The 17484-nt window shown below is 68.5% G+C and carries 15 protein-coding genes; 12 read left to right on the forward strand and 3 right to left on the reverse strand.

Translation table 11 applies throughout. From position 1 onward, the window contains the following. Positions 1-89 precede the first annotated feature (89 nt). From YM304_RS09660 to YM304_RS09670, 3 genes are all read right to left on the reverse strand, one after another. The gene (locus YM304_RS09660) at positions 90-2384 is read right to left on the reverse strand and encodes a transglutaminase TgpA family protein (protein ID WP_015441492.1); all 2295 of its coding nucleotides are present in this window, start codon (positions 2382-2384) and stop codon (positions 90-92) included. Continuing rightward, entirely contained in the window at positions 2381-3601 is a 1221-nt protein-coding gene (locus tag YM304_RS09665; protein ID WP_015441493.1) for a DUF58 domain-containing protein, read from the reverse strand. Before YM304_RS09665 ends, YM304_RS09660 begins: the two co-directional genes overlap by 4 nt. A gap of 61 nt (positions 3602-3662) precedes the next feature. After that, positions 3663-4679 carry an AAA family ATPase gene (locus YM304_RS09670; protein WP_015441494.1) on the reverse strand — a complete coding sequence of 339 codons (1017 nt, stop codon included), beginning with the start codon at positions 4677-4679 and terminating at the stop codon, positions 3663-3665. Positions 4680-4776: 97 nt separating this feature from the next. Here YM304_RS09670 and YM304_RS09675 point away from each other — a divergent pair, with 97 nt between their 5' ends. The 12 genes from YM304_RS09675 to ftsW all read left to right on the forward strand — a co-directional run bounded on the left by YM304_RS09675 (position 4777) and on the right by ftsW (position 17482). After that, positions 4777-5727: an ROK family protein gene (locus tag YM304_RS09675; protein WP_015441495.1), complete on the forward strand. Its 951-nt coding sequence runs from the start codon at positions 4777-4779 to the stop codon at positions 5725-5727. A 23-nt stretch (positions 5728-5750) separates the two neighbouring features. Then, positions 5751-6971, forward strand: coding sequence for an acyl-CoA dehydrogenase family protein (locus YM304_RS09680; protein WP_015441496.1), 1221 nt, complete (start codon positions 5751-5753; stop codon positions 6969-6971). A 142-nt stretch (positions 6972-7113) separates the two neighbouring features. Continuing rightward, on the forward strand, positions 7114-7362 hold the full coding sequence (locus tag YM304_RS09685) for a hypothetical protein (RefSeq protein WP_015441497.1): 249 nt from the start codon (positions 7114-7116) through the stop codon (positions 7360-7362). 32 nt (positions 7363-7394) lie between these two features. Beyond that, positions 7395-7892, forward strand: a complete 498-nt coding sequence (locus tag YM304_RS09690; protein WP_015441498.1) for an HNH endonuclease — start codon at positions 7395-7397, stop codon at positions 7890-7892. 298 nt (positions 7893-8190) lie between these two features. Next, positions 8191-8646 carry a division/cell wall cluster transcriptional repressor MraZ gene (locus YM304_RS09695; RefSeq protein WP_083908293.1) on the forward strand — a complete coding sequence of 152 codons (456 nt, stop codon included), beginning with the start codon at positions 8191-8193 and terminating at the stop codon, positions 8644-8646. Continuing rightward, entirely contained in the window at positions 8643-9617 is a 975-nt protein-coding gene (rsmH, locus tag YM304_RS09700) for a 16S rRNA (cytosine(1402)-N(4))-methyltransferase RsmH (RefSeq protein ID WP_015441500.1), read from the forward strand. Before YM304_RS09695 ends, rsmH begins: the two co-directional genes overlap by 4 nt. Next, on the forward strand, positions 9617-10108 hold the full coding sequence (locus YM304_RS24700) for an FtsB/FtsL family cell division protein (RefSeq protein ID WP_015441501.1): 492 nt from the start codon (positions 9617-9619) through the stop codon (positions 10106-10108). The genes rsmH and YM304_RS24700 overlap by 1 nt, the downstream gene beginning before the upstream one ends. Then, positions 10105-12210 carry a peptidoglycan D,D-transpeptidase FtsI family protein gene (locus tag YM304_RS09710; protein ID WP_154723390.1) on the forward strand — a complete coding sequence of 702 codons (2106 nt, stop codon included), beginning with the start codon at positions 10105-10107 and terminating at the stop codon, positions 12208-12210. Before YM304_RS24700 ends, YM304_RS09710 begins: the two co-directional genes overlap by 4 nt. A 1-nt stretch (position 12211) precedes the next feature. Beyond that, a complete protein-coding gene (locus YM304_RS09715) occupies positions 12212-13702 on the forward strand; it encodes a UDP-N-acetylmuramoyl-L-alanyl-D-glutamate--2,6-diaminopimelate ligase (RefSeq protein WP_015441503.1) in 1491 nt (496 codons plus the stop codon). Further along, the gene (gene mraY, locus YM304_RS09720; protein ID WP_015441504.1) at positions 13699-14754 is read left to right on the forward strand and encodes a phospho-N-acetylmuramoyl-pentapeptide-transferase; all 1056 of its coding nucleotides are present in this window, start codon (positions 13699-13701) and stop codon (positions 14752-14754) included. Before YM304_RS09715 ends, mraY begins: the two co-directional genes overlap by 4 nt. Beyond that, a complete protein-coding gene (gene murD / locus YM304_RS09725) occupies positions 14751-16205 on the forward strand; it encodes a UDP-N-acetylmuramoyl-L-alanine--D-glutamate ligase (protein ID WP_015441505.1) in 1455 nt (484 codons plus the stop codon). Before mraY ends, murD begins: the two co-directional genes overlap by 4 nt. Continuing rightward, positions 16202-17482, forward strand: a complete 1281-nt coding sequence (gene ftsW / locus YM304_RS09730; protein WP_015441506.1) for a putative lipid II flippase FtsW — start codon at positions 16202-16204, stop codon at positions 17480-17482. The genes murD and ftsW overlap by 4 nt, the downstream gene beginning before the upstream one ends. The last annotated feature ends 2 nt before the right edge of the window (positions 17483-17484 follow it).

Genomic DNA, 17484 nt, shown 5'->3' on the forward strand with positions numbered 1-17484 from the left:
TCCCGGTCGGGCCCAGCCGTTCCGGTCACACGCTCACGAGCACTCGACGCCGAGATCGACGCGTTCGCCCGAGCCCTCGCTGACTGCGGTCACGCCCAGGTGGTGAAGTACCGGCGAAGCCGGGCGCCGGTCGGCATCGAGTCGGACACCGCCTTCTCGATCTGCCGGCACCACACCGAGCAGTTGCCGATCAGGGTCGTGCCGTAGGTGCCGTCGGCGCCGAGCGTGTCGGCACCCTCACGGGCATACGTCGCCGCGGTCACCGACTCGGCGAGCGCCGCCATCGGCCGAGCGGCCATCGGAAAGCCGTCGTGCGTCCGCTGCGCCGTCTCGTCGGGGGTGAGATCGGGCCGGACGTCGACGCCCACCGCCGACACCGCGGCGATCGCCCGCGCCCAGAGCCGTTGGATCTCGACCGCCGGTTGCTCGTGATGACGCCGCCGGACGCGCCGCGCTACGGCGGGTGCGGCGAGCAGGGCAGCGATGACGAGGAACCCGACGAGGAGCCGCCAGGGCGATGACGACGAATCGTCGGGGAGCGGCGCGGCCGTGGTGACCGTCTCGTCCGGAAGGTTCGACGGAAGCGAGTTGCCGTCGGCGACGGTGGTCGGCGTGGCCCCGCCGCCGAACACGGTGGTCGGGGGAGTGGTCGGCGCCGGAGCCGGCGCGGCGCTGTCGTCGGACGTGTCGGGCTCGGGGTCGCCACCCGCCGGACCGGTGTCTTGCTGCGGGGCGATACCCGTGTACTCCTCGGCGCCCGGAGCGCCGCGACCGGGCGTCGGCTCGAACGGGACCCAGCCCAGACCGTCGAACCACACCTCGGGCCAGGCGTGGGCGTTGCGTCCGAGGACCGAGAACTCGTTGGCGCCGTTGTTCGCCCCCTGCGTGAACCCGACCGCGACTCGCGACGGAATGCCGACCGCTCGCAGCATCGCGGCGTACGTGCCGGCGAACTGCTCGCAGTACCCGACGCGGTCGTTAAGGAAGTTCTCGATCGCGTTGTTGCCGTGCCCCTCCTGGATCTCGAGCGAGTAGGTGAACTCCTCGCGGAACCAGTTCTGCAACGCGAGCGCCGCCTCGTACGGGGTCGTCGCCGAACCGGTCACCGCGCGGGCGGTGTCGACGACCGACGACGGGAAGTTCTCGGGCAACTCGAGGTAGATCGGATCACCAGGGTCGAGGCTGGAGGCGACCGACAGTTGGGCCGACGAGAACCGGGGCGACGCCGACACGATCTCGAACGTGTCGCCCGCCGACAGTTCGTCGCCCGTCTTGACGAGGGTCGCCGCATCGGCGTTGAAGCGCAGCTCGTCGGATCCGCTGGCCGCGATCGGATCGGCGGCGGCCGGAAGGAGTTGACCGCCGAGCGCCGACACGGTGATGTTCTGACGGATCTCGACCGAGCCCGCCGCGGCGACCGACAGTGCGCCGTTCGTCCGTTCGAGTCCGCGTTCGGGAAGGCCCCACGTGCGACCGTCGAACTTCGGGAGTGCCGACGACCGCCAGTACGAATCGGTCGTGGCCTCGACCACGAACAGTTCGGTCGGCGACTGATTGGTGAGCCGCGACCTGATGTCGACCAGCGGGCTGATGACCTCGGTGACGCTGCCGCCGTTGCCGCCCTTGGTCTCGTAGATGGGCTCGGCGTCGGCGCCGGGAATGCGCGGGCCGATGGCGCCGGCGACGACACCGACCACCAGCGCGGTCACCACAGCGGCAGGGAGAGCCACACCGATCGTGCGTCGTTTGACGCCGATCGTCGCCGAGCGGGCAGGGGTGTGGTGGGCTCGCAACACCACGGTCGCGAGCACGCCGGCGGCGACGAGCACGACGGTGAGTGCGACTCTGCTGCGATCGCTGCCGAGCGCAGCGACGAACACGAACAGCACGCCGCCAGGCACCAGCGACTCGGCCCGGGCAAAGGCGCGGAACGCGAACGTGTCGGACAGCACGACGGTGGCGGCGACGCCGATCGACGCGAGCACGTCCCACCCGCCGAGGAACGCGACCGGAGCCACGGCCGTACGGAACTGTTCGCCGACGAGGTCGAGTTCGAGCCGGAACAACTCCCACGTGTCGGACGTGGGCAACATCAGCGAGTACGTCGACCGGTAGTACATCGCACCGATCAGCCACACGAGCGCGGCGACGATGATCGGGAACGACGCCCACAGCGGCAGTCGCGCCCGGCGAAGCACGAGCGACAGCGCGTGACCGGCGATCGCCACGACCGCCAGATTGTCGAAGAAGTCCCAGCCGCTGAACACTCGGGCGAACCCGGCGGCGACGGCGAGCGAGAACACGGTCAGCGCAGCGCTGGCGACCAGTTCGTCGGCCAACGAATGATCGTCGACGATCTCAGAGGTGACGCGGGGCTCGCTCATGGTGCCCCAGATGATGTCGGAGCGGTGAACTGCTCGCCCGGCACGGCACCGGTTGTTTCGTGTCGCTTCCGATGTGCCGCCACGCCCGACCCGCGACCGGTGATCGCCCGCCACGACGACACCAACTCCGCCTCGGTCCGCGCCGCAGCACCGACCGGACCACGGGGCGCCTCGTCGGTCGTGATCGGCACGACGGTCAGCGTCGGGTCGACCACCGACGACGCCGCTCGCCAACCGGCCGACCGAGTCGTGCCCGTGACGACGACCAGCAACCCGACGCCTTCGCCCGGATCGCGATCGAGTTGACCGAACGGTGCGCTCGTCGGCTGGATCTCGGCGAGCAACGCCAGCGCGTGCTCGGCCACGTCGGGGCCGCGCAGGTCGTTGCCGCCGTTGGTGACGAAACGCGTGGTGAGCCCCGCCGCACCGGCCGACTTGGCCAGGCTGGCCGCAGCGGTGACCCCGCGTTCGAATGACGCCGCATCGGCATACGACGCCAGATCGGCATCGAACACGATGAGCACACGGCGCAGACCCTCGACCGCATACTCCTTCACCAGCAGCGTCTCGGACCGCGCCGACGCACGCCAGTGGATCGAACGCGGCTCGTCGCCGTCGGCGTACTCGCGCAGCGAATGGAACTCGCCCGGCCCGAGCCGTCGAGCCGTCGCCATCAACTGGCGGCCGAGCGGACCGCTGCCCAACGTCGGGATGTCGAGCAGGTGAGCTCGCGGCGCCACCGTGACCGTGTCGGTGCCGGCGACCGGCCGGAACCGTCGAGCGATCCCCAGCGGATCGCGGACCTCACTCGTGAGCGGGCCGAGGTGCACGAGGCCGCGGGTCGACGTCGGCAGGCGATACCCCGCGCCGGCCTGCGACCGGGCGGCCATCGGCTCGACGCCGAGGCGGGCAGCGTTCTCGGGCGCATGCGTGCGGCCGATCCGCTCGTGAAGCGTGAAGCGAGTCGAGCGAACGACACCGTGATGGGTGAGTTGCAGATCGACACGACCGACATCGCCCGCCACCAGCACCTTCGGATGGATCCAACGCGTGCCCGTGACCGACGGAGCACGAAGCGACACGAACACCAGCGCGACCACGACCGCAGCCAGGAACCCGGCACCGATCACGAACAACTCGATCACACCGAACATGCGCCCGATGACGAGCGCAGCGACGCCGGCCACCGCGGCGACGATGCCCTGACGCGTCAGCACGAACGCACCGCCTCGACTCGTTCGATTGAGGACGCCATGGTCGATCGAGACCCGATCGCCGTCAGGAACGAGCGACCGGGACGGGAACGGCCTGGAAGACCTCAAGGATCGCGTCGTCGGCACTCAGCTGGGAACCAGCGTCGTTGCGCATCACGATGCGGTGGCTCAGCGCCGCCACACCCACGGCCTTGACGTCGTCGGGCGTCGCGTAGTTGCGGCCGCGAGCAGCAGCGTGAGCGCGAGCGCCCGCAGCGAGTTGCAACGTCGCCCGAGGCGACAATCCGAGCTCGATCGACGGATGGCGACGGCTCGCCTCGGAGATGTCGACGAGATACGACTTCAACGCACTCGCCATGTAGACCGACTTGACCGCGTCGATCATCCCGAGGACCTCCTCGGCCGACACGACAGGGGAGAGGGAACGGATCACGTCGCTCGATCCCTGATCGTCGAGCATCTGCATCTCGGCCGTTCGGCCCGGATACCCGATCGAGATACGCAACAGGAACCGGTCGAGCTGACTCTCGGGCAGGCGGTAGGTGCCCTCCTGCTCGACCGGGTTCTGCGTGGCGATGACCATGAACGGCGGAGCGAGCGTACGGCTCTCACCATCGACGGTGACCTGACGCTCCTCCATTGCTTCGAGCAACGCCGACTGCGTCTTCGGCGACGCCCGGTTGATCTCGTCGGCGAGCAGGATGTTGGCGAACAACGGCCCCGGCTCGAACCGGAACGTCTCGGTCGAGCGCTGATAGATGCTGATGCCGACCAGATCGGTCGGCAGGAGATCGGGCGTGAACTGCACACGCTTCCACGAACAGTCGACCGACGCCGACAACGCCTTGGCCAGACTCGTCTTGCCCACCCCGGGCACGTCCTCGACGAGCAGATGGCCTTCGGCCAGCAGACAGATGACCGCCAACTCGATCGCCTCGGGCTTGCCGTGGATCACCTGAGCGATGTTGTCGGTGATCGCCTGGAAGAGGCCGGCAAAGCCCCGAGGGGCGACGTCGGCCGCCGCTGGACCACCGCCGTTCTGCGGAGAGGTGGCGTCGCCAGCGAAAGTATCCGTCGTCACGGTCGGAAGGTTAGACGCGAAGTGCCCGGAGATGTCGTCGGCTCACGGTCACCGCCGCATAGGGTTGCCGAACCATGGTGATGCACGGCAGACCAGCATGAGCAGCGACGATCGCCGAGTCCGCGAGATGACCGACGCCACCCGCCCCACCGACCGATCCGCAGCGCGACCCGACGGGCCCGTGCTCGCCATCGCGATCGAACCGGGCCGACTCGCCGTCGGACTCGTCGACACCGACGGCAACGTCCTCGTCCGCGACCGCGTGTCGATGCCGACCCGCGACGTGTGGCGTTCGCTCGAGCGACTCGTCCGGCGCGTGCTCGCCGCTGCCGGATCACCCGACGACTACGTCGCCGTCGGCGTCAGCTGCGTCGGACCCATCGACCTCCAGTCGGGCACGGTGTCGCCACCGCACGTGCCGTCGTGGCTCAACTTCGCCATCGTCGAACACGTGGAGGCGCTCACCGGTCGCCCGGTCATCCTCGACAGCGCCGGGGGAGCAGCCGCCGAAGCCGAACGCTGGCTCGGCGAAGCCACCTCCACCCCGAGCTTCATGGCCATCGTCGCCGACGCCGTCGTCGACTCGGCCGTCGTACTCGGCGGCATCCGTCTCTCGGGCTCACACGGCAACGCCGGATCGATCGCCCACAGCAACGTCGACCCCGGCGGCCTCGAATGCTGGTGCGGTGCTCGCGGCTGCCTCGACCCCTACCTCTCGACGATCGCGCTCGAAGCCGAGATGAACCGCCCGCTGCGCCGCGCCAACCCCTCGATCATCGAACGCGCCGGCATGATGCTCGGTCGGGCGATCTCGTCGACCGCCGCCATGGTCGACATCGACACCGTGTACGTCACCGGCAGCGTCATCGACGCATTCGGCGACGCCGTACTCGACACCTGCCGGCGCGAAATCAAACAACGCTCACGGCTCGGCTACGTCGCCGACCTCGAACTGATCGAACCGGTCGAACACATCTCGATGCTCGTCCGCGCCGCATCGCTCGCCGTCGGCACACGAGACACCCCAGATCGAGTTACCGATCGGTAACGAGGGTTGCTACGGTGGCCGCCATGCAGCCGTCGTACACCGCAGAAGCCGAGGCCTACCGTGAGAAGGTCCAGGCATTCCTCGCCGAAAAACTCCCGTCCAACTGGGAAGGCACCGGCAAGCTCGAAGGCGAAGAACTCGACGAGTTCATCGCCAACTGGCGCAACACCCTCTACGAAGCCCGCTACCTCGCACCCGGCTGGCCCGCCGAGTACGGCGGCGGCGGCCTGACCGCCACCGAACAGGTCATCCTCGCCGAAGAGTTCACCAAGGCCGGCGTGCCCAGCGGCGGACCCAACGACGCGTTCAGCATCCAGATGCTCGGCAACACCCTCCTCATGTGGGGCACCGACGAACAGAAGGCCTACTACCTGCCCCGCCTCCTCAAAGGCGACGACACCTGGTGCCAGGGCTACTCCGAGCCCGACGCCGGCTCCGACCTCGGCAACGTCGGCCTCCGCGCCGAACTCGACGGCGACGAGTGGATCCTCAACGGACAGAAGATCTGGACCTCGGCCGGCCACCTCGCCGACCACATCTTCACGCTCACGCGCACCGATCCCGACGGGCCGAAGCACAAGGGCATCTCCTTCATGCTCGTCCCGATGGACCAGCCCGGCATCGAAGTCCGCCCGATCAAGATGATCAGCGGCGACAGCGAATTCAACGAAGTGTTCTACACCGACGCCCGCGTCCCGAAAGACAACATCGTCGGCGGCCTCAACAACGGTTGGGCCGTGGCCATGTCGCTCCTCGGATTCGAACGAGGCGAAGCAGCAGCGACCGCACCCATCCGCTTCGAAGCCGAATTCGACCGCCTCAAGGCCATGGCCCAAGAGCGCGGCGTCACCGACGACCCCAAGATCCGCCAGAAGCTCGCCTGGTGCCACTCGCAGGTGCGCATCATGAAGTTCAACGGCATGCGCGTGCTCACCCAGTTCCTCGCCGGCCACCACCCCGGACCCGACGCCGCGATCGGCAAGCTCTTCTGGAGCGAGTACCACAAGATCGTCACCGAACTCGCCGTCGACATCATGGGCGCCGACGCACTCGTCATCGAAGGACGCAAGCCGCCGTCATCGTTCGGCGCCGACGACCCCGGCGCACCCAACGTCTCGGGCTCGTGGGTCAACACGTTCCTCAACGCTCGCGCCGGCACCATCTACGCCGGCTCCAGCCAGGTGCAGCGCAACATCATCGGCGAGATGATCCTCGGCCTCCCCAAAGAACCCCGGCCGTCATGACCCGCCCACCCGCCCGCGTCGCTCCAAGCAATCGCCCGGGGGCGATTGCGTCGCTTTCAGTGCCTGCGGCGCTGACGACGTGCTGTGATGCAGGCGGTGGCGGTGTGGGTGCCGGTGTGGGTGCCGGTGTGATGGTGAATTCGTGATTCGTGCCGGACTCGCGGTGCTGCGGCGGCCGTCGCTGTGGCCGACCGCGCTTCGCCAGATGCGGCGGACCGCGCCGCCTGGTTGGTGGAAGCGGCGACCGTTCCTGCCCGTGCCGTCGGGGGAGTACCTGCGGTTCCGGCTGATCACGCAGTACGGCGATCCCGAGCATGCATGGGAACCCGACGATGTGGTGAACTATCTCCGATGGTGCCGCAACTTCGAGGCGGGGAAATACCCCGGCTGACACCGCCAGGAGTGGCTGAGTAGGGTCGCTCCATGTCCAGCGCGCTCGTCCTCAACGCCAGCTATGAGCCGCTGTCCGTCGTGTCGTCACGGCGCGCCACCTGCCTCGTGCTCGCCGACAAGGCCGACCTGCTCGAAGGCGACGGCAGCGTGCTGCACTCCGAGTCACTCGAACTCGCCTGCCCGTCGGTGATCCGACTCCGCTACATGGTGAAGGTGCCCTACGTGCGACGCGTCGCACTGTCGCGTCGCGCCATCTTCGCTCGCGACGACCATCGCTGTCAGTACTGCGGCGACCGGGCCGACTCGATCGACCACGTCTTCCCGCGGTCGCGTGGCGGCGGCAACACCTGGGAGAACGTCGTGGCCGCATGCCGCCCGTGCAACATGGGCAAGCGCGACCGCACGCCGGAGGAAGCGGGCATGCGCCTCGCCCGCCCGTGCCGCCCGCCGCGCTCAACCGCATGGGTCGTCGTGTCGACGAGCGCGATGCCCGACACCTGGCGCCAGTACATCCCACTGGCGTCCTGACCCGACCAGTCCCGCGCGTTCCGTCGCGTTCATGTCGCGTCCATGTCGCGTCCGGCACGGCGCGATCTCTCGAAGCGTCGCCGCGGGTCGACGCGCGGCCGCACGCGCCACACGCTGGGGTTCATCGACAGTGTGCGTGACATTTTCGGCGTCGATCACGTCGGTGCTCGTGGGAGCGGCGGGGGAGATGTGGGGGGAATGTGGGGAATATGGTTGACGATGGGGGAGTTTGGGGGCATCATTGGGGCCGCCGGGGGAGCTGACCCGTTGATTCCGGCATGGCAGACGCACGGGTCACGTGGCAGAAAGCGGTACGACGGTGTTCACCGGTGTGCACGAGCGACAGCTCGACGAACGAGGACGAGTGGCGCTGCCGTCATCGTTTCGTTCCAGCATCGGCGAGCACTGCTACCTGACCTTCGGTGAAGACGCCTGCGTCAAGGTGCTGAGCGAGTCGGCCTTCCGGACCGAAGCCGAGAAGATGATCGACGACGTCAACGCCGGGCGCGTGTCTCGCAGCCGGCAGCGTGCCTACGCCTCGTCGGTGCTCACCGTGTCCCCCGACAAGCAGGGACGGATCCTGCTCGACGCCAAGTTGCGTGACTACGCCGGCATCGACGTGAACCAACCCGTGGTCGTCGTGGGCGTCCTCGACCGCATCGAAGTGTGGGATCCCGTCCAATTCGAGAACGAAGAAGCGTCGGGCAAGGACGAACTCGCCGGCGCGACCAGTGGACCGGAGCAAGCATCATGACCACGTTCGAACACGACCCGGTGATGGTCGACGAGATCACCGAGATCTTCCGCGACGTTCCCTCGGGGACGATCGTCGACGCGACGCTCGGCGGTGGCGGCCACACGGCAGCGCTGCTGTCGAGCCGCCCCGACCTCGACGTCATCGGGATCGACCAGGATTCGGTGGCGATCGCTGCGGCGATCGCACGACTCACCGAGTTCGCCGACCGAGTGAAGACCAGCAAGCGTCGCTTCGACGAGTTCGACGAGGCGCTCGCCGACCACGGCGTGACCGAGATCAGCGGCGCCCTGTTCGACCTCGGCGTGTCGTCGCCGCAACTCGACGAAGCCGACCGTGGCTTCTCGTACCGCAACGACGGCCCGGTCGACATGCGGATGAACAGCGAGCAGCAGTGGTCGGCCGACGACGTCGTCAACGGCTACGACGAGCACGAACTCGCCCGCATCATCAAGTTGCACGGCGACGAACGCTTCGCCAAGCGGATCGCCAAAGCCATCGTCGCGGCACGCCCCGTGCAGACCACGACCGAACTCGCCGAGATCGTCACGTCGGCCATTCCGGCACCGGCCCGACGCACCGGCGGACACCCTGCCAAGCGGACGTTCCAGGCCATCCGCATCGAGGTCAACAACGAACTCGACGTGCTCCCGAGAGCGCTCGACCAGGCGGTCGAGGCGACCGTGCCCGGCGGACGCGTCGCCGTGCTCTCGTACCACTCGGGCGAAGACCGCATCGTGAAACAACGGTTCGCGCTGGCCGCCGGCGCCTGCGACTGCCCGCACGACCTCCCGTGCGTGTGCGGAGCGATCCAGACCGTGCGCATCGTCCGCGGCGTCGCCAAACGAGCGTCGACCGAGGAGGCCGAACGCAACCGGCGGGCCAAGAGCGCACTGCTACGAGTGATCGAGAAGATCGAGCCGATTCGCAAGAGCGACGGCCGCCCGGTGTCGGCCGAGGATCACGGCTGATGGCGGTCCCACTCCGGAGCCGTGCTCCCAAGAAGCAGTCGATCTCGACAGGACGCAAGAGCCAGCGCACGCCGAAGCTGAGCGTGGTCGCCCCGCGCCGTCGTCGATGGCCCGCGATCTTCGTCGGCATCGCCATCTTCGTCGTCATCGGCGGCATGCTCGGTGCCGCGGTGTTCCACACCCAACTCGCCCAGCGGCAACTCGAGATCGACGGACTCGAGCGCAGCGTCGACGAGGCGCGCGAACGGTTCGGGGCGCTGCGTCGCGACCGGGCGGTGTTGCGCTCGCCCGAACGGATCGCCGACGAGGCCACCCGACTGGGCATGGTCCGCGGCACCACCAACGAGTTCGTCTCGATCGACCCCGACGCGCTCGCTCGCCAGATCGCCGCCGGCGGGGTCGTGTCGGGCGACGTGGTCCGCGTGCTCGACGACGCCGACCCGCTCGACCAGTTCCGCGACGTCAAGGCCGTGTCGGCGGGGCAGCCATGAGCCGTCGGACACCGATGGTCAAAGACGTCGGCGCCGCCAAGCGCGCCGGCGCGTCACGAACGCAGAGTTCACCGAAGCGCAGCGGCTCGAAACAGCACGGTCGAAGCCGGGCAGCCGCCGGACGGTCGAGCGCGACCACGACGAAGCGCCGCACCGCCGGCAAGCGAGAGCGAGTCGTCGCCGACGACGGACGACGCGACCGGAGCGGCCGACGTGTCGCCACGACGCGCAGCCCGTCCGAGACACGTCGTCGTCGCTCGACGCCCACACCGCCCCGCGGTCTCACCCGTCGCAGCAAGCCGCGCACTCGGGCCGAACGCCGCGACGCCGTGCGCAGCCGGATCACCGCACCGTCGCCGCAGCTGCGCGCCCAGGACCGCAAGGCCGGTCGACCGCGCCGCCGCCTGATCGCCGCGTTGCTCGGCCTCGTTGCACTGCTCGCCCTCATCGCCGGACGAGTCGTGCTGCTCCAGACCTCGAAGGCCGACTCGCTGCGCACCGCAGGTGCCGCACAGTGGACCCGGACCGAGCAGATCGCCGCGAACCGCGGCACGATCTTCGACCGCCACGGCAACGAGCTCGCCATGTCGGTGCCGGCTGCTGCGATCTCGATCAACCCGAAGCTGCTCGAGAACGGCCCGGCAACCGTCCAGTTGCTCGACGACCTGCTCGACCTCTCCGACGAGAAGACCGCAGAGCTCCTCGAGGAGGTCAACGCGGAGGAGAAGCGCGGCTTCGTCTACGTCGCTCGTCAGGTCGACGACACGATCGGCGACCACATCGCCTCGCTCGGCATGGCCGGCATCAACGTCGACCCCGAGACGATCCGCGTCATGCCCGGGGGCACCACCGGCCGCAGTGTGCTCGGCCGGACCGACATCGACGGCGTCGGCGCATCGGGCCTCGAATTGCAGTACGACGACGTCCTCACCGGAACCGGCGGCGAACTCTCCCGCGAGATCGCACCCGGCGGCCGTACGATCCCCGGCACCGAGACCGTGTCGGTCGAACCGGTCGACGGCGACGATCTCGTGCTCACGATCGACCGCTCGCTGCAGTTCCAGACCGAGGAGCGCATGCGCGAACAGGTCGCCGAACTCGGCGCACGCGGCGGACTCGCCGTGGTCATGGACGTCGACTCCGGCGAGATCCTGGCCAACGTCTCGATCCGTCGTGACGACGAGACGGGCGAACCGGAAGTGACGAGCGGCAACTACGTCGCCGTCGACAGCTACGAGCCCGGTTCGGTCGCCAAGGTCATCACCATCGCCGGTGCGCTCAACGAAGGCGTCGTCACGCCCGACACGACGTTCGAGGTCCCGTGGCGCAAGCAGTACTACGACGACCTCCTCAAGGACTCCCACGAGCACCCGACCGACCCGATCACGGTGTCGCAGATCCTCATCGAGTCGTCGAACATCGGCACGATCACCGTGCAGGAACAGATGGGACGCTTCGTCCACTACGACTACATGGAGGCCTTCGGACTCGGCGAGCGGACGGCGCTCGACTACCCGGGCGAATCGCCGGGCATCTTCAAAGACGTCGACGAACTGTGGGGCTCGGAGCGCGTGACCGTCGCCTACGGCCAGGGCATGTCGAGCACGCCCATCCAGATGGTCGCCGCGGTCAACACGATCGCCAACGGCGGCACCTACGTGGCGCCCCGCCTGGTCAGCGAGACCGTCGGCCCCGACGGCAGCAGCACGATGATGCCGGCGTCGGAGACGCGCCGAGTGGTGTCGGAAACCGCCGCAGCACAGACGACCGAGATGATGCGCCGAGTGGTGTGTGAAGGCACGGCCACGCGAGCACAGGTGGAGGGGCTGTCGATCGCCGGCAAGACCGGCACCGCGTTCAAGGCGGCCGACAACGGCACCTACTACGACGAGAACGGTGACCGCGTCTACTACTCGAGTTTCGTCGGCTTCTTCCCGGCCGAAGACCCGCAGGTGACCGTCCTCATCGCCGTCGACCAGCCGCCCGCCGGTTCCGGTGGTCGCTTCGGCGGCACCGCAGCAGCGCCCGTGTTCGCCGAACTCGCCCCGTCGCTCATCCACGAGCTCGACATCCAACCCCCCGAAGACTCCGGCGGCTGCTGAGATGGCACTGAACGCTGCGGCGGTCGCCGACGCAGTCCGAGCGGTCGGTGTCAGGTGCGAACTCATCGGTGACGGCAGCGTCGAGGTGATCGGGGCGACACACGACTCGCGCGCCGTCGAGCACGGCTCGATGTTCGCCTGCTTGCGTGGTGCGGCGTTCGACGGTCACACGTTCGCCGACTCGGCCGTCGCCGCGGGAGCGAGCGCACTGCTCGTCGACCACGAACTGACCGGCGCAACCGGCGCGACCCAACTCGTCGTCGACGACACGCGCATCGCCGTCGGGCCCGCCGCCGCCGCCGTGTACGGGCACCCCAGCGACGCCCTCGTCACCGTCGGCATCACCGGCACCAACGGCAAGACCACCACGGCGCAGCTCGTCGCGACGATCCTCGACGACGTGGGACACCGCACCGGCGTGATCGGAACCCTCCACGGGCCGCGCACGACCCCGGAAGCCGCAGACCTGCAACAGACGCTCGCCGGATTCGTGACCGACGGCAACACCGCAGCGGTGATGGAAGTGTCGTCGCACGCGCTCGCGCTGCACCGCGTCGACGGCACGACGTTCGACGTCGTCGCGTTCACCAACTTCGGCCAGGACCACCTCGACCTCCACGAGACCGTCGAGGAGTACTTCCGCGCCAAGTCGATGCTGTTCGACCGATCGTTCGCACCGATCGCCGTGGTCAACGTCGACGACCCCCACGGCCGCGTGCTGGCCGACGTGCTCACCGACCGCACCGGCGACGACTCGATGCGTGTCGTCGAGATCTCGGTCGACGAGGTCACCGACGTGGCGGTCGAAGCCGGACGCCACTCGTACCGATGGCGTGGCCACGACGTCGACGTGCCGATCGGAGGCGACTTCAACGTCGCCAACTCGCTCGCAGCGCTCACCATCGCCGCCGAACTCGGCATCGACCTCGACGCGGCCGTCGCCGGCGTCGCACGCCTGTCGACCGTGCCCGGCCGTTTCGAACGCGTCGAGAGCGCTGCGGCCGACCGACGCGGCATCAGCGTCGTGGTCGACTACGCGCACACCCCCGACGGTCTCGAGCAGTTGCTGATGTCGGCTCGACGCGTGGTCGGCCCCGATCATCGGGTCATCGTCACGTTCGGGTGCGGCGGTGACCGTGACCGCGACAAGCGTCCGGCGATGGGCGACGTGAGCTCGCGACTGGCCGACCGGACCATCGTGACCTCCGACAACCCGCGAACCGAAGATCCCGCCCGGATCATCGATGACGTCCTGTCGGGGGTCGGCGAGGAGTACCGTTCCTCGACGACTTCGAATCCAGACCGCCGAGCCGCAATCGCTGAAGCGCTCGATGTCGCCGAACGTGGCGACATCGTCCTCATCGCCGGCAAGGGCCACGAAGCCACGCAAGACCTCGGAGACGTCGTCATCGACTTCGACGACCGCCGCGTGGCGATGGCTCTGCTCGACGCCGACGCACCTCTCGCTGAAGAAAGAACGCACACATCGTGATCGCCATCATCCTGGCCGCAGCCATCTCCACCGTCGCCTCCCTGTTCGGCACGCGTGCGCTCATCGTGTTCTTCCGCAACCGAGGTCAGGGTCAGCCGATCCTCGGGAAGGAAGACCTCGGTCCCGAACATCACATGGCCAAACAGGGCACACCGACCATGGGCGGCATCGCCATCGTCGGTGCGGCGTTCCTCGGCTGGTTGGTCGCGCACGTGCGCGGCGACTTCCCGTTCGCCACCCAGTCGCTCATCATGTGGGCAGGCGTCGCCTTCATGGCGCTGATGGGATTCCTCGACGACTACATCAAGGTGCGCAAGCGTCACAACCGCGGCATCTTCTGGAAGCAGAAGAACTACATCACCATGGCGGCGAGCTTCGGCATGGCCTGGTGGCTCGTCGTCGGCACCGGCATCTCGGAATCGATCTCGATCACCCGCGCCGAGGAGTTCGGGTTCGAAGTCCCCACGATCGTGTGGATCCTCTGGGCCGGGGCGATCATCTGGGCGACGACCAACGCCGTCAACGTCACCGACGGACTCGACGGCCTCGCCGCCGGTTCGGCTCTCATGGGCTTCGGAGCGTTCGTCATCATCGCCTACCTCACCTTCCGCAACGCCGACCTGTACCCCTCGGTCGTCAACCCGCTCGACCTCGGCGTGTTCGCCGCAGCGTTCGGCGGCGGCTGCCTCGGCTTCCTGTGGTGGAACGCCGCTCCCGCCCGCATCTTCATGGGCGACGTCGGAGCGCTGGCCATCGGTGCCGCGCTGGCCTTCCTCGCCCTCACGACGAACACCCATCTCCTCATCGTGCTGCTCTGTGCCATCAACGTGATGGAAGCCGGTTCGGTCGCCTTGCAGATGGGCGTCTTCAAGGCCTCGGGGCGCAAGAAGCGACTGTTCCGCATGTCGCCGATCCACCACCACTTCGAACTCATGGGATGGCCCGAGACCACCGTCATCATCCGCTTCTGGCTGATCTCGGCCATCGCGGTCGGGCTCGCGCTCGCCATCTTCATCGCCGACTTCTCGAGCCTCTCGAACGGTGGCCTGTGACCGCTGCTGATTCACCGACTGCGCTGGTCTACGGGCTCGCCGTCGCCGGTCAGGCGACCGCACGGGCACTGCTGCGACGCGGCTACACCGTGGTCGTCGCCGACGACGTCGTCACCGACGAACGCCGACACGTGGCCACCGAACTGGGTGTCGAACTGCTCGACGCCCCGACCGCCGAACAGTTGCGCGAGGTCGTCGCCGCCTGCTCGATCGTCAGCCCCGCACCCGGCATCCCCGAGACGCACCGGCTCATCGAGGTCAGCAACGAACTCGGCGTCGAACTGGTGTCGGAGATCGAGCTCGCCTATCGGTGGGAGCAGCAGCGCGAGGGCGGACCTCGGCCGTTCCTCGCCGTCACCGGCACCGACGGCAAGACCACGACCACGCTGATCGCGGTGGGCATGCTCCGCGCCGCCGGGCTGTCGACGATCGATGCTGGCAACACCGACACACCGCTCGTCGACGCGATCGACGACGACGGCTTCGACGCCTTCGTCGTCGAGTGTGCGAGCTTCCGTCTCGCCTGGACGCCGTCGTTCCGGGCCGACGCAGCCGTGTGGCTGAACCTCGCACCCGACCACCTCAACTGGCACCGCTCGATGGACAGCTACCGGGCGGCCAAGTTCCAGATCTGGGCGAACCAGCGATCCGACGACACCGCCATCGGGTTCGTGAGCGACGCCACCGTGATCGCATGCCTCGACGGGGCGCCGGCGCGGCACCGGACGTTCGGTGCCGACGACGCCGACTACACGGTGCGAGACGGCGCACTCGTCGGGCCGGCCGGCCCGATCTGCGAGATCGCGACCATGCGACGCAGCCTGCCGCACGACATCACCAACGCACTCGCCGCCGCAGCCCTCGTGCTCGAATCGGGCCTGGCCACACCGGGCGACGTCGCACGAGCACTCGAGACGTTCGTCGGTCCGCCGCATCGGCTCGAACACGTCGGGCGATGGAACGGCATCGACTGGTTCAACGACTCGAAGGCGACGACGCCGCACGCCGCCGCCGTGGCGATCAAGGCGTTCGACCACATCGTGCTGATCGCCGGCGGCAAAGACAAGTACGTCGACCTCGCCGAAATGGCGACCGACGCCGACCGAGTCGACACCGTCATCGCCATCGGGCAGACCACCGACAAGATCGTCGACGCATTCGCATCGGTCGATCGCATCGAACGCCGCGCGACCTTGACCGAAGCGGTCGAGCTCGCCGCGTCGATCGCCACCCCAGGACAGACCGTGTTGCTCTCGCCCGGCTGCGCCAGCCTCGACCAGTACCCCTCGTTCGAGGCGCGCGGCGACGAGTTCCGCACACTCGTCCTCGCCCTCCACGATCCGGACGCCGCGTCGACGACTGCAACCCCGATGCCAACGTCTGCAACCCCGACTCCGACGGACTCGCCATCGAGCCCGCCATCGCCTTCGAACCAAGGACGACGCCCATGACCTCGGCACTCACCGTCAACGACCGCCGCCAAGCCGCTCTCGACCGGCTCGCCGACAAGGGCGTACGCCCGCCCCGCACCCGCACCAAGCCGCAGCGAGCGACCCGGACACCGAGCCGACTGCGCGCCATCGCCCGGACCGACGGCGACTCGACCGTGCGTCGTGAACGCCTCGGCGCACCGCCCGGAACCTGGTACGGCATCATCGCCGTCGTCGCCGTGTTTGTGATGCTCGGCCTCGTGATGGTGCTCTCGGCCTCCGCCGTCACGCAGGCCAACCAGGGCAACTCGCCGTACTCCGTGTTCCTCCGGCAGTCGATGTGGGCCGGGTTCGGTCTCATCGGCCTCGTTGCCATGGCGCGCATCCCGTACCGGATGTGGCGCAAGTTCGTCGTGCCGATCGGGCTGATCGGCGTCGCGGCGATGCTCGGGCCCTTCGCCCCGGGAATCGGAGCGAACGTCAACGGCGCCAACGCCTGGATCCGCGTGGCCGGCTTCTCGGTCCAGCCATCGGAGTTCCTGAAGCTCGCCGTGGTGATCCTCGCCGCCGACCTGCTCACCCGACGCCAGCACGCGATGAACCACCGCAGCGGCACCCTCTACCCGTTGGCCGGGATCGCCGCGGTCGGCGCCGGACTCTGCCTCGCTCAGAAAGACCTCGGCTCGGCCATCGTGCTCGGGTCGATCGTCTTCGCGATCGCCTGGATCGCCGGCGTGCCGTTCACGCCGCTCGCCACGATGGGCGCGCTCTCGACGGCGGTCGGCGCAGCGTTCGTCGTGTCGAGCCAGGCCCGCCTCGACCGGTTCACCGCCTTCCTCGACCCCGACGGCACGAAAGACCACCTCGGCTGGCAGATGAGCCAGGCCGCGATCAGCATCGCCAGCGGCGGACCAGCCGGATCCGGCATCGGCGGCAGCAACACCAAGACCGGCTACCTGCCGTACGCCCACAGCGACTTCATCTTCGCGATCGTCGCCGACGAACTCGGCATGATCGGGGCCGGCACCGTGATCGGCGGCTTCGCCATGCTCGTCCTGTTCGGCGTGCAGACCGCACTGGCCGCACCGGATCGCTTCGGCATGCTCCTCGCCGGCGGGATCGCCGCCTGGTTCGGTGTGCAGGCGATCATCAACCTCGGCGGCGTCACCGGCGTCATGCCGGTGACCGGTCTCACGCTGCCCTTCTTCTCGGCGGGTGGCAGTTCGCTGTTCGTCTCGATGGCCGCGGCAGGGTTGCTCTTGAGCGTGACCCGACGCATCGGCGTCCGCGGGGCCTGACC

It is taken from the genome of Ilumatobacter coccineus YM16-304 (assembly GCF_000348785.1).
Lineage (GTDB): Bacteria > Actinomycetota > Acidimicrobiia > Acidimicrobiales > Ilumatobacteraceae > Ilumatobacter_A > Ilumatobacter_A coccineus.